Annotated in this window: 10 protein-coding genes; 2 read left to right on the forward strand and 8 right to left on the reverse strand. The window is 62.0% G+C overall.

The features are described from left to right. Positions 1-59: 59 nt before the first annotated feature. From R3F00_RS17265 to R3F00_RS17285, 5 genes are all read right to left on the reverse strand, one after another. Positions 60-3,221 carry an efflux RND transporter permease subunit gene (locus R3F00_RS17265; RefSeq protein ID WP_371282972.1) on the reverse strand — a complete coding sequence of 1,054 codons (3,162 nt, stop codon included), beginning with the start codon at positions 3,219-3,221 and terminating at the stop codon, positions 60-62. Between the two features lie 13 nt (positions 3,222-3,234). Further along, positions 3,235-4,434, reverse strand: a complete 1,200-nt coding sequence (locus tag R3F00_RS17270; RefSeq protein WP_371282973.1) for an efflux RND transporter periplasmic adaptor subunit — start codon at positions 4,432-4,434, stop codon at positions 3,235-3,237. A gap of 196 nt (positions 4,435-4,630) precedes the next feature. Beyond that, positions 4,631-6,802 (reverse strand): molybdopterin cofactor-binding domain-containing protein, encoded by a 2,172-nt coding sequence (locus R3F00_RS17275; RefSeq protein ID WP_371282974.1) that lies wholly within the window; start codon positions 6,800-6,802, stop codon positions 4,631-4,633. Then, positions 6,792-7,262, reverse strand: a complete 471-nt coding sequence (locus R3F00_RS17280; RefSeq protein WP_371282975.1) for a (2Fe-2S)-binding protein — start codon at positions 7,260-7,262, stop codon at positions 6,792-6,794. The genes R3F00_RS17275 and R3F00_RS17280 overlap by 11 nt, the downstream gene beginning before the upstream one ends. A gap of 53 nt (positions 7,263-7,315) precedes the next feature. Further along, positions 7,316-10,000, reverse strand: coding sequence for an EAL domain-containing protein (locus R3F00_RS17285; RefSeq protein WP_371282976.1), 2,685 nt, complete (start codon positions 9,998-10,000; stop codon positions 7,316-7,318). A 465-nt stretch (positions 10,001-10,465) separates the two neighbouring features. Between R3F00_RS17285 and R3F00_RS17290 the strand changes: the two genes are divergently transcribed. Further along, on the forward strand, positions 10,466-11,767 hold the full coding sequence (locus tag R3F00_RS17290) for a metallophosphoesterase (RefSeq protein ID WP_371282977.1): 1,302 nt from the start codon (positions 10,466-10,468) through the stop codon (positions 11,765-11,767). Here R3F00_RS17290 and R3F00_RS17295 read toward each other — a convergent pair. From R3F00_RS17295 to R3F00_RS17305, 3 genes are all read right to left on the reverse strand, one after another. Continuing rightward, positions 11,745-12,821: a hypothetical protein gene (locus R3F00_RS17295; RefSeq protein WP_371282978.1), complete on the reverse strand. Its 1,077-nt coding sequence runs from the start codon at positions 12,819-12,821 to the stop codon at positions 11,745-11,747. The two genes, R3F00_RS17290 and R3F00_RS17295, sit on opposite strands and share 23 nt — an antisense overlap. A 45-nt stretch (positions 12,822-12,866) precedes the next feature. After that, positions 12,867-13,628: a hypothetical protein gene (locus R3F00_RS17300; RefSeq protein ID WP_371282979.1), complete on the reverse strand. Its 762-nt coding sequence runs from the start codon at positions 13,626-13,628 to the stop codon at positions 12,867-12,869. A gap of 250 nt (positions 13,629-13,878) precedes the next feature. Continuing rightward, positions 13,879-14,952: a PIG-L deacetylase family protein gene (locus tag R3F00_RS17305; RefSeq protein WP_371282980.1), complete on the reverse strand. Its 1,074-nt coding sequence runs from the start codon at positions 14,950-14,952 to the stop codon at positions 13,879-13,881. Positions 14,953-15,336: 384 nt separating this feature from the next. On the opposite strand from R3F00_RS17305, the gene R3F00_RS17310 reads away from it, so the two are divergent. Then, the gene (locus tag R3F00_RS17310) at positions 15,337-16,332 is read left to right on the forward strand and encodes an HAD family hydrolase (RefSeq protein WP_371282981.1); all 996 of its coding nucleotides are present in this window, start codon (positions 15,337-15,339) and stop codon (positions 16,330-16,332) included. Positions 16,333-16,408 lie beyond the last annotated feature (76 nt).

Here is a 16,408-nt window from a genome sequence, read left to right on the forward strand (position 1 = left end):
GCCAACCGCACAGCCGCTGAGCAGGGCCAGCATTGTCGCCATCAGCGTCGCGCGCGGGTTCATGGCGATTCTCCCGATGCTGCAGGCGCACTGCTTGCCGCCGCCACCTTGCTCCCGAAAAACCGTTCCGAGCTGCCCTGGATCATTGCGTACAGCGCGGGAACCAGCAGCACCGAAAGCACGGTGGCGCTGAGCATGCCGAAGAACACCACGGTGCCGACCGACTGCTTGGATGCAGCGCCAGCCCCGCTTGCAAGCAGCAAGGGCACTACGCCGAGGATGAACGCGAATGAGGTCATCAGGATCGGGCGCAGGCGCAGCTTGGCCGCGTTGACGGCCGAATCGAAGACGCTCATGCCGGATTCGCGATTGAGTTTGGCGAATTCGACAATGAGAATCGCGTTTTTTGCCGCGAGCCCTATCAGGGTGACGATGCCGATCTGGCCGTACACGTTGAAATCCATGCCATTCAGCAATATTCCCGCGAAGGCGCCCAGCGCGCCCAGCGGCGCGGCCAGCAACACGGCCATCGGGATCGACCAGCTCTCGTACAGGGCGGCGAGGAACAGGAACACGACCACCACGGACAAGACCATGACCATCGCGGCGGCACTGCCTGATTCGATTTCTTCCCGCGTCTGTCCCGACCACTCGTAGCCGTAGGTATCGCCCAGTGTTTCCGCAGCCGCCGCTTCAAGTGCAGCAATGGCCTGGCCGGAACTGAAACCGGGTGCGGGTGAGCCGGTGATCTCGGCAGTCGGATAGAGGTTGTAGCGCATCAGGAAGCGCGGACCGGACGACTCCGCGGCCGTGACGATCGTGTCCAGCGGGATCATGCGGCCATCGGCGCTGCGCACAAACAGCTTGGACAGGGTTGATATGTCGCGTCGATAGTCGGCGTCCGCCTGCATGGTGACCTTGTAGTTGCGGCCGAAGCGGGAGAACTCGTTGATCTGGGAAGAACCCAGGTAGGCCTGCAAAGCGGCGAACACGTCACTCAGCGGCACGCCAAGCTTCTCGACCTTGTCCCGATCCACGTCCAGCTTGTAGTTGGGTGTGGCGGCCTGAAACGTGGTGCTTATCCGGCCTATGGCCGGCTGCTTCATGGCTGCGGCGATGAATGCCTGTGCCGTGCCCGCAAGTTCCTCCGGAGTGCTTTCGCCGCGCGCCTGCAGCATCATCGAGAAACCCGATACCGAGCCGAATCCCGGCAATGCGGGCGGGTTGAATGCGAATGCCATGGCCTCGGGAATTGCGGCCAGTTGCGGCCCGAGTCGCTTCATGATCGCGTCGGCGTGCAGGGCCTTGTCCTTGCGCTCGCCCCATGGCTTGAGGCGCACTACGGCGAGGCCTGCGCTCGACGCATTGGAGCCGGAAATCAGATCGTAGCCATTGATGGTCAGGACGGCCTCCACGCCTTCCTGCCCGTCGACCAGTTGCTGCACCTTGTCCAGCACCTGACTCGTTCGCTCCGACGAGGAGGCTTCCGGCAACACGACATGGATGAAGAACGCACCGGTGTCTTCATCCGGCACAAAACCGGTCGGCGTCACCCGCGCGAGCATGCTGATGCCGACCAGCAGCACCACCATGACGACGACCACTCTCGCCAGGCGACGGACACCGGCGGCAGCGACCCTCCCATAGCCTTCGGTCATGCGATCGAAGCCGCGATTGAAGGCGGCGAAGAAACGATCGACGAGGCCCTGGGCCGAATCGTCCTTCGGCTTGAGCATGATCGCGCACAGTGCCGGGGTCAGGGTCAGCGCGACAAGCGCGGAAAACATGGTCGATACGGCGACGGTCAAGGCGAACTGCTTGTACAGCTGGCCGGTGACGCCGGGCACGAAGGCCATCGGGATGAACACGGCCGACAGGACCAGGGCAATGGCCATGACCGGTCCGGATACCTCGTCCATGGCTGCCCTGGTCGCTTCCTTCGGACTCAGGTGCAGGCTGTGCATCTTGTGCTCCACGGCCTCGACTACAACGATCGCGTCGTCGACGACGATGCCGATCGCCAGCACCATGCCGAACAGGGACAGGGTGTTGATCGAGAAGCCAAGGAACTGGAAGACAATGAAGGTGGCAATCAGTGAAACCGGCACGGCGATCATCGGAATCAGGGTTGCCCGCCAGCTCTGCAGAAACAGGAAGACCACAATGAGTACGAGAACCAGTGCCTCGACGAAGGTGTGCATGACCTCCTCGATGGAGGCCTCGACAAACAACGAGGTGTCGTAGACGACCTTGTAGTCGAGATCTTCCGGAAATCCAGATTTCAGGCGGACCATTTCATGCTTGATGAGCTCTGCGGTTTCCAGCGCGTCCGCCCCGGGAGCGAGGAAGATGCCGAGAATCGATGCAGGCGAGCCGTCGAGTTGTCCGCTGACGTCATAGCTCTTCGCTCCGAGCTCGACGCGCGCGACGTCACGCAAACGGATCGAACTGCCATCGGGTTCGTTGCGCAAGATGATGTTTTCGAATTCCTCGACTTCGACGAGCCGGCCCTGCACGCTCAGGGTGTACTGGAAACCCGTATCCGAGCTGGCCGGCGCCATGCCGATCTGCCCGGCCGGGGCCTGCACGTTCTGTGACTGGACTGCGCGGGAAATATCCGCCACGGTCAGGCCCAGCGCCGCCATTCGATCCGGCTTGAGCCACACGCGCATGCCGAACTCCGAACCGAATACGGTTACGTCGCCGACACCTTTCAGGCGCTTCAGGGAATCGACGACGTAAAGGAAGGTGTAGTTGTTGATGAAAAGAAAATCGAAGGTTTCCCGGGGCGAATAGATCGCGATGTACTGCAGGGTATCCGGCGAACTCTTGGTCACGGATACGCCGATGTCCCGCACTTCCGGTGGCAGTCGCGCAGTCACCTGCGAGACCCGGTTCTGCACTTCGACCGAAGCAATATCGGCGTCACGCTCGAGATCGAAGGTCACGTTGATGCTCGACGAGCCGTCGTTCCCGGACACCGCCTTGATGTACTTCATGTCCGTGGTGCCATTGACCTGCTGGTCGATCACGGAAGATACGGATTCGTTGACCACGATGGCGTTCGCGCCAGGATAGCTGGCACGAATCGCAACCGTCGGCGGCGCGATATCCGGATACTGCGCAATCGGCAGACCGAGCATCGAGAGTACGCCGGTCAGGATCAGGAACAGCGAAATGACGATCGCGAATATCGGGCGGTCGATGAAGAAACGTGCCACGGCCCTTCCCCCCTCAGCCGCCAGCCGGCGCGGATGCCGCCGGCTGTTTTTCGGACTTCAGATCCGCCTCGGTAATCTCGATCACCTTCAGGGGCGTACCCGGCCGGGCCTTTTGCGCCCCTTCGACGACGACCTTGTCGCCCGCCTTCAGGCCTTCACTGATGACCCAGAGGCTGCCTTGCCGCGGACCTGGCGTGACCGAACGCAAAACGGCCTTGCCGTCTGCGCCGACAATGGTCACGAAGTAGGACCCCAGCTTCTGGGTGACCGCGCGCTCGGGCACCAGCAGCGCATCAGGAATGGTTTCCCCGGTGACGCGGATGCGCGCGAACATGCCGGGTTTGAGCATGTGTTCCGGATTCGGGAACTCGGCGCGCAAGCGGTAGGTCGCCGTACGCGAATCGAGGGCCCGGTCGGTGAAGTCGATCAGGCCTTCCCGCCCGTAGACATTGCCATCGGCCAGGGTCAGCTGCACCCGGCGCGATGGCGAATCGTCCGGCAACTCGAGCTGGCCGGTGCGACGCTGGAAATCGAGCAGATCGCGTTCGCTGACACTGAAATAGACCCAGACCGGATCGTCCGAGGAAACTGTTGCGAGCAGGGTCGAGCCGGCACTGACCAAACCGCCTTCGAAGATGTCGGCAGCACCGATCCGCCCGGAAATCGGCGCGGTGACGCTGGCGTACTCCAGTCCGAGCTTCGCGGCCGAGAGGTTGGCCTTGAGTGCGGCCACTTCCGCCTCGCCCTGACGCGCAGCCGCCACCGCGTTGTCGTAGACCTGCTTGCTGATCGCGTTCTCGGCCACCAGCGGCTGATAGCGTGCGACGTCGAGCTGGGCGCGCGCCGCAGCGGCATCGGCGGAAGCCAGCTGTGCTTCGGCCGTGGCAACGGCGGCACGGTACTCGCGCGGATCGATGGTGAAAAGCAATTGGCCCTTTTCGACCAGCGCGCCATCCTGGAAGTGCTTGCCGGTGAGAATGCCGCCTACCCGGGCTCGGATCTCGACTTCCTGCGAGCCGCGTACTTCGCCAATCAGCTCCTTGTAGATGGCGGTGGGTCGCTGGATGACGTTCATCGCCTTGACCGGCAAGGCCTGCATCTGTGGAGCCGGCGGCTCCTTGCTGCACGCGGCAAGCAGCAGGGCCAGTACGAGAAGAATCGAGCGGATTCCAATGACGCGAACTGAATTGGCGAAGCTGGAACGAATATCCAAGTGCCTATCCCCGAGCGGACTTCAGGCCGAAGTGTAACCCGACACACCTTCAATTCGAGCGCCGCAACCGACTCGACGCCGACACGGAAATGCAACTTTTCTTGAAACTGCCCCGACTCGCAGCCTGGTGCCACGGCTCCACCCGATCGGAAGCATGACCCGGATCTGCCTACCTGGACCGAATGGATCCTGCCTATCAGGCCATGGAAAGGGGCAGTGTTCTCAATCGCTTGCCGGTCAGCGCAAAGATCGCATTCGCTACCGCGGGAGCAATCGGTGGCAGACCGGGTTCGCCGACACCGCCCATCTTCTCGCTGCTGTTGACGACATGCACTTCGACCTTCGGCATTTCATCGAATTTGAGCACCTTGTAGTCGTGGAAATTGCTCTGCTCGACCTTGCCGTCCTTGAACGTGATCTCGCTGTGCAAGGCTGCGCTCAGCCCGAATGCGATCGCCGACTGCATCTGCGCTTCAACCGTCATCGGATTGACCACCGGGCCGCAATCAACCGCGCAGACGACACGGTGGACGCGGATGCGCCCATCCTCGACCGACACCTCGGCGACCTGGGCGACATGGCTGCCGAACGACTCATGCACGGCCATCCCCGCCGCATGGCCCTCGGCCAGCGGCTTGCCCCAGCCGAACTCCCGCGCAGCCAGCTCGAGCGCCTTCAGGTTGCGCGAGCCGGCAGGCAGCAATTGGCGGCGATAGGCCAGCGGATCGGTCTTCGCCGCATGGGCCAGCTCGTCGACAAAACTCTCGACCACGAATCCGGTATGCGAGTGACCCACCGAACGCCACCAGAGCACGGGAATGGGGCTTTCCGGCGAGTGCAGGTCAATCCGCACGGCAGGTATTGCCGCGAGATAGGGCGAGTCAGCAGCCCCTTCGATCGACGTGGCATCAATGCCGTCCTTGATCATCATCGGCGCGAAGGGCGTGCCGGCGGCGATCGACTGGCCAACGACGGTATGAGTCCAGGCCGACGGCATGCCATCCTTGCCCAGCGCGGCAGCGAGACGCGAAACCCACATCGGACGGTAGTAGCCGCCGCGGATGTCGTCCTCACGCATCCAGACCAGCTTGACCGGCTTGTTGGCCGCCTTGGCAACCTGCACGGCTTCGGCAATGAAGTCGGAGACGGGATTGGCCCGACGCCCGAAGCCGCCACCGAGAAACTGGGTGTGGATCTTCACCTGCTCGGGCGTGATGCCAAGAATTTGTGCGACAACGCCCTGGTCCACACCCTGGAATTGCGTACCGGTCCATATTTCGCAACCGGCTTCGCTGATCTCGACGGTGCAGTTCAGCGGCTCCATGGGTGCATGCGCAAGAAACGGCACTTCGTACACTGCCTCGACGCGCTTGCGCGACGACTTCAGTGCCGCCTCGATGTTGCCGGCCTCGCGCGCAATGAGTCCCGGCTTTTGCGCAAGCTTGCGGTAGTCCTTGCGCATGGCAACGGTCGACAGCGAGGCACCGGCACCATTGTCCCATTCGATCTCCAGCGCCTCCCGCCCCTGCTTCGCGGCCCAGGTATGCCGGGCCAGAACGGCCACGCCGCGGGGTATCTGGACGACATCGACCACGCCGGCGACTGCCCTGGTCCGGCTTGCATCAAGACGCTTCACCTTGCCACCGAAAACCGGCGCGCGTGCAAGCACCGCGACCAGCAGACCCGGCCGGGCTACGTCGATTCCGAAACCGGCCGTGCCGTTGACCTTGGCCAGACTGTCCAGACGCGGGGTCGGCTTGCCGATCAGGGTCCATTTCGAGGGATCCTTGAGGCGCACATTCGCGGGCGCCTTGAGAGCGGCCGCTGCATCGGCCAGATCGCCATAACTGGCTTTCTTGTCGCCGCAGATGACGAAGCCTCTCTCGGTCCGGCAATTCCCCGCCTCGACTTGCCATTGCCTCGCAGCCGCTTCGATCAGCATCGCGCGCGCGGTGGCACCGGCCATCCGCATCTGATCGAAACATTCGAGCGTACTCGTCGAGCCGCCCGTGCCCTGGATACCGAAAGCCAGGTTTGAATAGACCGCGGCATTCGGCGCATTCAGTACGCGCACCCTGTCCCAATCGCAATCGAGTTCCTCGGCGAGGACCATCGGTATCGAGGTCCAGACCCCCTGGCCCATTTCCGAATGCTTGAGCAGGACCGTTACCGAATTGTCGGAAGCGATGCGCACGAAAGCATTGGGATCCATCGGCGCCGGCGCGGGTGCAGCGCCTTCCTGGGCGAACAGCTTGCGGCTGCCGAGAGGAACAAAACAGGCAATGACCAGGCCACCTGCCAGAGCAGTCGAGGTTGCCAGGAAGCGTCGACGCGATGGTGCGGCAAGCGTGTCGGATTCATGCGTCATTGCCGTTCTCCCTGCTCAGCTCTGCGGCGCGATGAACGGCCGAGCGGATACGCTGGTAGGTACCGCAACGGCAGATGTTTCCGGCCATCGCAGCGTCGATATCGGCGTCGTCGGGTTTGGGCTTGACAGCCAGCAAGGCAACGGCCGACATGATCTGTCCGGACTGGCAGTAGCCGCACTGGACCACGTCTTCCTCGATCCACGCGCGCTGGACCGGATGCGAGCCGTCGATTCCGAGGCTTTCGATCGTCGCAATCTTCTTGCCGGCCAGAGAAGATGCCGGCGTCACGCAGGAACGGATCGCCTGCCCGTCGACGTGCACGGTGCAGGCGCCGCACTGGGCCATGCCACAACCAAACTTGGTGCCGGTCAATCCGATGACGTCGCGCAAGACCCAGAGCAGCGGCATGTCATCGGGCACATCGACCTCATGCTGCCGACCGTTGATATCCAATTTCATCTGCATCACCTGGGTAGCCGCCGGAAGTGTCGAGGCTACTCCAAATCCTGCATTCAGGTGAAACCGGGCACCCTTGCCTGCTCCCCGCTCGTGTCGCCCTGGATACTCGGAATCGGATCGATCTGCCCCGTCATCGTGTTGATTCCGGGTGTGGCGACGCTGCTCAGCGTAGCCTGATCCCGATACGGTCCGGCATCCGCGCCCGGGAGGGTCTTCGGCAGGTGAAAGCGCGGCATGCCGACCACATAGCCCTGGGCCATGTCGACGCCGCACTCAAACAGGGTCCGCAGCATGGCCACGTCCTCGACACACTCGGCCACGGTCTGCTTGCCGGCAGCTTCGGCAATCGAGGTGAGGGCCGTGATGATGGTGCGATCGAGATTGTCATGCGGCAACCCAAGAATCAGCGAACCATCGATCTTGAGCATGTCCGCCTCGATCTTCTTGAGATAGGCAAACGTGGAGAACCCGGTACCGAAATCATCCACAGCGATTCGACATCCGAGTGAACGCAGCGCGGACAGCTGCTTCTGGGCGCCTTCCAGATCATGGATCGAATGCGACTCGGTAATCTCGAACACGAGTGCCGCCGGATTGACGTTGTGCTCGACAATCCGCCCGGTCACGTACTCCGCAACCCCGCCCTTTTCCAGGGTCTGCGCCGAAATGTTGATGGTCAGGGCAATCGGGCGCGGACTCTCCCTGCTTTCGCGCAGCGCCGCGAGTGCGTTGTTGATGACCCAGAAATCGATTTCCTGCATGAGGCCGAATCGTTCGGCGGCGGGAAGGAATGCATTCGGAGAAATGAGTTCGCCCTGCTGGCCGCGCAGGCGTACCAGCACTTCGAACAGTGCCTCCGAATAGGGATTTCTGGCCAGCTGACGCAGCCAGACATCCTTGCTGCTGTCCTTGCCATTGCCGTCGGCCTCCATGCCGCTGAGCGGAACAATCGGCTGGTAGCAGAGCGCGAAGCGATTCGTTCGCAACGCTTCCTCGAGACGCACCGACCAGCCCAGGTCGACATCCAGTGCGGCGAGTCGACCGGTCTCGTGCGAATAGATCTGGCACCGGTTGCGACCGGATCGCTTGGCCATGTGGCAGGCAATGTCGGCATGGGCCATGACATCGCTCGGCGAATGCGTGGCCTCATCGATCTTCGCGCAGCCCACCGACAGGGTAATCCGGTAACTCTTGCCACCATAGGTGAAGGGCGATGCCGTGAGTACGCGACGGAACCCTTCGGCCAGCGTATCGAGATCGCTCGCGCCGACGTTGGTCAGCAGCACCGCAAATTCGTCCCCACCCATCCGGGCCAGGTGATCCGATCCGCGCAGGCGGGATTTCAGACGCTGACTGACCTCGACCAGCAGCCTGTCGCCTGCCGTGTGACCCGCGGTGTCATTGATGTACTTGAAACGATCCAGGTCGATGAACAGCAGCATGGCGGTCTGGCCGGTTCGGCGGACCTTGCTGCACTCCTGCTCCAGTTGCGTTTCGAACCAGCTGCGATTGTGCAACTTGGTCAGGCTGTCATGTTCGGCTTGCCAGCGCAGTTCTTCCTCGAGTACGCGGCGTGCGGAGATGTCGCGGAACGCGACGACCGAGCCATTGAGCTCCGAGTCCATCTTCAACGGATGGATATTGCACTCGACCGGAATGCCTCGCTTGCTCGCAGCCCAGAACCGGGTTTGCCAGGAAGACACTTCACTACCGTCGGCGTAGCAGCGATTCAGGTAGGAGGCGCTTCGCTGCATCGGAAGCCCGTCCTCGTCGGCATAGTGGAATGCATCGAATGCGCACACGCCGACCAGTTCGCTGGCCTCGGCATAGCCGAGCAGCTCGAGCGCAGCGGGATTGATGAACTGGATGACGCCCTCCGCATCCACGCCATAGACGCCGTCACCCACCGAAGAAAGGATGTCCTGCAGGCGCCGGCGCTCATTGTCGATGGCCTTGCGGTCGTTGATCGTGCGCGCAAGAGAGGCAATGCGGGCCAACAGCAGGTCCTTCGATTCGCTCTTGAAGACACACTCCAGGGCACCGCAAGCGAGCGATTCGGCGATCACGCCATCGGAATAGGTGCCGGTTATGGTCGCCGTGAGGATGTGCTGTGTCTCGACATTGTTGCGGATCATGGTGATCAGCGCGGTGCCGTTCTGCTCCGGCATGAGGTAGTCGATGATGGCGATATCGAACTTCTGCTCGGAGATCCGCTTCCAGCCTTCGGCCACGCTTTCGGCGACTTCCGTGTAGTAGCCGTGCTTTTGCAGCAGGCGTGAATAGCCGGCCCGAATGGTGGCCGAATCATCGACCAGGAGCACCCTGATCTGTTCCTCATGCGAACTTGTGGCGGGCTTGATGCTCGTTGCCGGTCGCAGCAGTTGCGCGATCGCACTCGGCGCCTCCAGATACTCCGACCATAGCGTGAGCGCCGTGCGCGGCCTGGACATTCTCCAGTTGACGGCCCTGGCATTGCTTGAATCGGACATCACGAGGACCGGAAGATGCTCGAAACGTTCGCCATGCAGCAGCCCGAATACGTCTTCGGCCACGCCCTCCGAGTATTCCGGCCAACCCAGCACCACCGCATCGAGCTTGAATGATCCCGTGTGCGTGCGTTGCAGGGCCTCGTAGGCGTCGGCCAGCGAAGCCACGGCGGTTACGCCGTAGCCGGCCTGACTCAATGCTGCGGACAAGGCGCGCCGTCGCGTTTGCGAGGTGTCCGCCAACAGGATCATGTGCATGTTTCCCCCCCTGGGTCGCCGCTGCCATTTCGGGTGCAGCGACTGGCCTTGCAGCCGGAATGCAGAAAGGGCGCACCGGGACTTCCATGCCCAGGGGCCTCCCGAACGCGCTCCGGTCAAACGCTGAAGCCTTGCATCCGGCGCAATGACAGTGCGTGTCACTTTGCAGCGAATACGAGACCCTGGCAGTCGAATGAAGGCGAACGCCAGGCCTGCCCGGGGATTTCCGGCGCAGGAACCGGGAGACAAGCAGGATTCGTGCCGGAGCCCGTCCTGTCCGCTTCGCCTGCTTCGGGACCTGTCCGGATCCACCATCCAGCCAGGCCGCTGGCGGATCGCGGCACCCGGCCTGACGCCTCGGCGTATCATTCGCCGGAGTCCAATCCCGTTTTCACGATTCGGTCCTCTCCGCCTGCGCACGCCTGCCTGCAGGAGAGAAACAGCAAGGAGACCCGCGGCATGCCTGAGCGAGCACATCCTGGCCATTCCAGCGAACCAGCCGTGACGACCGCTACCACGATCAGGGTCCGGGTTCTGCTTGCGACGCTGGTGATGCTGCTGCCTGCAGGCCCAGCGGCTTTCGCCGCCGCGCGGCAAGTCGACGCCTATCACTGGACCGGTGTCGAGCGGATCGTCGCAATCGGCGATCTGCACGGCGATTACCAGAGCTATCTGCTCACGCTGAGGACAGCCGGCCTGATCGACGAACGCGATCAGTGGAGCGGCGGCAAGACGCACCTGGTCCAGCTCGGCGACATCCCCGACCGCGGTGCCGACACGCTGCAGATCATTGCGCACATGAAAAAACTCGCGGCCCAGGCAAAACGGAAAGGCGGCCACGTGCACAATCTGATGGGCAACCACGAGGCCATGAATACCTATGGCGATCTACGCTATGTGTCGGCCGGCGAGTTCGCCGCTTTTGCAGGTCGCGATTCCGCGCAACTGCGCGACCGCTACTACGAGAACGTGCTGGCCGACATCAAGGCCAGGGATCCGGCGGCATTCGCCAACCTGCCCGAAAACCATCGCGAAGAATGGAACAGGAGCCATCCACTGGGCTGGGTCGAGCACCAGCAGGCCTGGAATCCCAAGTGGAATCCGAAGGGCGAGTACTTCGAATGGGTGATGGACACCGAGGTCGCAATCCAGATCAACGATCTGGTTTTCCTGCACGGCGGACTCAGCAGCGGTTACTGCAGGAACAGCCTGTCCTCACTGACCGACAAGGCGCGCGCTGCCTTGCGCGAAAGCGATCCAGCAACGCCCGACATCCTCACTGACGAACTTGGCCCGCTCTGGTATCGCGGACTCTCCGGCGTCGAGCCCGTCGCATCCGACGAAACCGTCGAGGCCATTCTGGCCCAGCACGGCGCCCGCCACATCGTGGTCGGGCATACGCCCACCGAAGGTGCGATCTGGCCGCGCTATTCGGCCCGCGTCATCCAGGTCGACACCGGACTCAGCGAGTACTACGGGGGGCACGTCGGCTATCTGGAAGTCAGCGGCGATACGCTCTACGCCGGCTATCCCAACGGGCGCGTCGCCTTGCCCGGCAGCGATGCCGAACGGCCCGACTACCTCAGGAAGGTCATGAGCCTACAACCTGGAAATACGGGCCTGCAAAAGCAGCTGGATGCGTTGCAGGTAGCGGCGTCGGCCACCTCTGCCGAAGATTCCGGCCAAGATTCCGCTTCGACACCGGCTTCGGAGTCGGCCGCAACCGTATCGGACCAGCCTATTTGCGGCATTTCGCCCTGATGTTTTCCTCGAACGCGGCCGGATCACGCATGATGCCGAAAAATTCAGCCAGATAGTCGAGTACTTTCTGCCTGCTGCGTGGCTCGAGCTGGCCCTGATTGCGAACCAGATCGAGGATCGCCGCTTCCTTTTCCAGAAACTCGATTCTCAGCTCGTCCAGTTCAGGGTTGAACTCGCAAAAGCCACGATAGATGCGCTCGCTGACCTTGCTGATCGGCAATTTTTCACTGGGTGCGGCGTAATGTGCATCGACCAGGCCGGCCGAGTCGAAATCATAGGGCACCGCCTGGATCGTGGGCTCGCTCTTGGAACCGATCAGCACCGTGTTGTGGCAGCAGCGATTGCCGGATGGTCCGCTCAGAACGGACCAGTCCGTATTGCCGATCATGTACTGGAATAGCGCAAAACGGCTGGTGCCGCGCGGGTCGAGTTGGGCAACCCGGGGCCGGGCAACGTCGAGCCTTTCCAGATCGTTGCGTCTGGCCAGATCATCGTCGTCTTCGATGAGAAAACCGAAACGGGGTCCGTCCGCGGATTCGTTGCGGCTGTCCACGTAGGTGATCGCAAGGGGTCGAACGCGAAAGCTGTAGTCGGTCAACAGGTTGTTGATGCGATACGCAAGCAGTTCGATGACAGGATAGGGCGCCCACCTGCCGCCGCTGCCGCAATGGGTCACGAGCTTGAGCGAGGCGCTGCCACGGAATGGCGTACCCTTGATACCCTTCTTGTCGAAGCGCAGCTTGAGCGGCGGGAAACTGCAGACGTTCTGGCGCGTGATGCCTCGACGCTCGACGGTCAGATTCAGCCACCGGGTCTGCCCTGCCGCATCGACGTAGGCAAGGGTCGCCGGGTAGCGCGTCTCATCCTTCTTTCGCGCCAGTTCGCGCCAGGGCGCCCTGATCGTGACGACCATGTCGGTAGCGGCATCGAAAACCCTGGCCGGTTTTGACGAAGCCTTGTCGCCGGACCTCCCATGAACCGCCGCAACCAGAACCAGCAGGCCAGCGAAAGCAAGCACTGTCTGCGACAAGGCGACCACTGGCGAGTGCGTCATTTCCGACTCTCCCCCGGCTCACGAGCTGACCCATGACAACGCCCTTCAGTCCTCATCCCCTCTGGCCGAAGAATCCGCCTCCGCTTCCTTCCTCTCCTGCTTCATGGCCTTCTTTCTGGCCAGGTAATCGGACTCGAAACCGTCTCCGAAATAGTGAACATAGAGGGTTGCGTAGGTGAAGAACACGGTCATGATTGCGGCTATTTCCAGCGCGCTGACACCGGCCGCAATGCCGGTTCCGATCGCGACAAGGATGAACAGCGTATCGAAGGTGTCCTGCAACGCGCGCCTGAATTGAACCCCGGCCACGATGCCGGCGAGGCTGAATGCCAGGGCCAGGCTGTGCTGGACCACAAGCACGATGGCGGCGACGATACCCGGAAGAATCAGCACGGTTTCATCCAGCGAATGATCGTGGGTATTACCGCGATGAATGCCTTTGTGGACCCAGGCAATCGGCAGCATCAGCAACCAGGTGCCGAGCAGGATGATGGCCAGTTGGCGGGCGTAGCCCAACCGATCCGATCCTTGCGGCGCGGTGGCGACATCGGTCGCGGATGTCGCAACGGGATTCTCGACCCTGCCAACCGTCAACTCGCCGCCTTCCACGAGGCCCGAGACACCGCCAATGGGCAGGTAGCTGGCGACGTCCGGCAGGACCACGACAGCGAACAGCAACCCACCAAGCAGGATCAGGTGATACGCAATCAATCGGCGGAACAGGCGCAATCCGAACTGGCGACGCTCAAGGGCGCGCGCGGTCTTCGAGTCGTGTTCTCTCGGAGATTCCGCCCGTCGTGGCTCCATGGCCATGCAATCCTCCCCGCCCCGCACTTCCATTGATCAGACCGACAAGACGCATCAGCCGCATGCTTCTGCCGTCATTGGATAACTGAGTGCCGGATCGATTGACTGGACCGGATGGCGCCAAACCGGCATCGAATTCCGTGACGATTGAAGCAGCCCTTTCCCGATCGACCTGTCCGCAGCAGAAAATGACGACTGGCAGACAGCGAACCTGGGTACTCCGACTCGCCCGTCCGGCCTCGTGCAGAGCCTACTCCATTTGTACGCCGGGTTCGCGATCTGCGGGCATGCGGCCTCGGCCCGGGGGCCACCGCGCACGATCCATCTCGATCCAGCCTTCCCTGTCGTAGACAACCAGTCGATGGCCGGCGCGTTCGAGTTTGGCGAAGCCCCTTTCGATGAGTGCATCGTCGGGCAGCTCCAGATCCAGACACCTGCCGGCCTTGCGCAATTTGACCACGAGTGGCTGTTCCGCCCCCCGCCCGATGTCGACCCGTGTTTCGCCATCCTGCGTTTCAATCGGCAAGCGCGCGCGAACGACGCGGTCGCTGAAGCATAGAATTAGCAGCAGTTCCAGCGCATGGGTTCCAGCGGAACGGAAAACGCGCGGCAGGGTCCATGCGTGCCGCCAACCTGCTACATCTGCTACACCCCCTGACAGCGGACGGTATCGTTCGGCGCGTTGTGCCAGCCGACACATCCGACGCCGGCTGAGACTCAACTGCGTGTGGTGTGCCTGCAAGGCACGCTGCTTGGTCTGCTGCTCCTGCGAGGTCATGCGAAGTGGCACCGACTCTTCAGGCCTGGTCTCGCCATGCACGACATAGCTGAAGCGGCGGCAACCGGTTCTGTCTTGCCGCGCGAGAACAAGCTCGAGCATCATGCCAAGCGCATTGTGGTCTGGGTGCCGATCACAAATGGCAGGCGCAACAATCATGCTTGGCGAGAAGTCATCGGTCAGCCTTACAAGCTGATCTTCCGCTAGTGCATCGCGCATGAGCAGGTCGGTCAGGCCCTGATCAGGCCAGCCAAGATGATGCACGGCAGAATCCTCGACACCGAGTATAGACAGCGCAGACCGGGCTTCTTCGCGCCGCCGCGCGCCCCAGCGCGCTCGCGCCGCCGCATCAATACTCCAGCATTTTTCGATCCAGCGTTGCGGCCAGGGATTGTTGTCCCCATCGGTTGCGATCACGACGCAGAGGGCAGCCTGCGCTGCCAGCGCATGCTGGATCAGTCCGCCCGTTGCCAGCGTTTCGTCATCCGGATGTGGAAGCAGGATCAGCAGGCGGTCCCGCTCGTCGATGTCCATGTGCCTGATCATGGGCAGAACGATAGCAGTTGGGAACACGCCTGACTTGCAAAGCAACGCTCCGGACATTCCTCGATGCGAAGCCTCTGGGCCATTCGGAGCGCGAACAATGGCAGGGTGCCCGTGAGACCCGGCAATCCGAAACTCTGCCTGGCTGCGCATTCCTTGCCACGCACGCAGCGAGTCCCAGACAGCCCTCTCTCTCAATCAGCATCCCGGTTTGCAAATTGACATTTGCAGAACTCCGGGCGCGGAAACCATGCAGTTGCACAGACATCCTGAACGCTCAATCTGCAGTCCTGCAGCGCCCGAGGCTTGGATTTCCTGACCACCTGTATCACTATTCAGGAGCCCCTGCGGGGGACTGCCAATCCTGAATGTCAAGGAGGCCTCATCATGAGATTGATCACCCGACGGCTACAGGGCCTCGTTCTGATCGCCCTGCTCGCTACAGGTCCGCTCGCAATTGCAAGTGACCCGCTCCCGTCGTGGAACGACGGGGCAAGCAAACAGGCCATTGTCAGTTTCGTCAAGAAAACCACGGACGAATCAAGCACTGACTACCTGCCGCCAGCAAAGCGCATCGCAACGTTCGACAACGATGGCACCTTGTGGTCCGAACAGCCCGCGTATTTCCAGCTTCTGTTCATGATTGACCGCGTCAAGCAGCTCGCTCCCGAGCATTCGGATTGGAAAACCAGAGAGCCGTTTGCTTCCCTGCTCAAGGGCGACATGAAGTCGGCACTGGCCGGGGGCGAGAAGGCGTTGATGGAAATCGCCATGGTCACCCACGCTGGCATGAGCACGGACGAGTTCGAGAAAATCGTCAGCGACTGGATTGCCACTGCAAAGCACCCGAAGACCGGCAAGCTCTACACCGAGATGGTTTACCAGCCCATGCTCGAATTGTTGGCCTATCTGCGCACAAACGGATTCAAGACCTTCATCGTGTCCGGTGGCGGGATCGAGTTCATGCGCCCGTGGACCGAGCGTGTCTACGGCATCCCGCCCGAGCAGGTCGTGGGCAGCAGCATCAAGACCAAGTTCGACGACAGTTCGGGCAAACCAGTGCTGATGCGCCTGCCGGAACTGAACTTCATCGACGACAAGACCGGAAAACCGATCGGCATCAACGAGCACATCGGCCGGCGACCGGTTGCCGCCTTCGGCAATTCAGATGGCGACCGGCAGATGCTCGAATGGACCCAGGCTGGCGATGGAGCGAGTTTGATGGTGCTGGTGCACCACGATGATGCCGAGCGCGAATACAGCTACGGCCCCGATTCGAAAATAGGCACGTTTAGCGACGCACTCATGAAGGACGCGAAAAAGAACGGCTGGACCGTCATCAGCATGAAGAACGACTGGAAGAAGATCTACCCTTTTGACTAGACCGGCTCCCGGTCAATGATGCCGACAAGCGGATCGCCCTGATTTGAGCCGAGTCGGTCCCCCAGGACGCCCGGGC

Source organism: Dokdonella sp. (assembly GCF_041395345.1).
In the GTDB taxonomy this organism is placed as follows: Bacteria; Pseudomonadota; Gammaproteobacteria; order Xanthomonadales; family Rhodanobacteraceae; genus Dokdonella.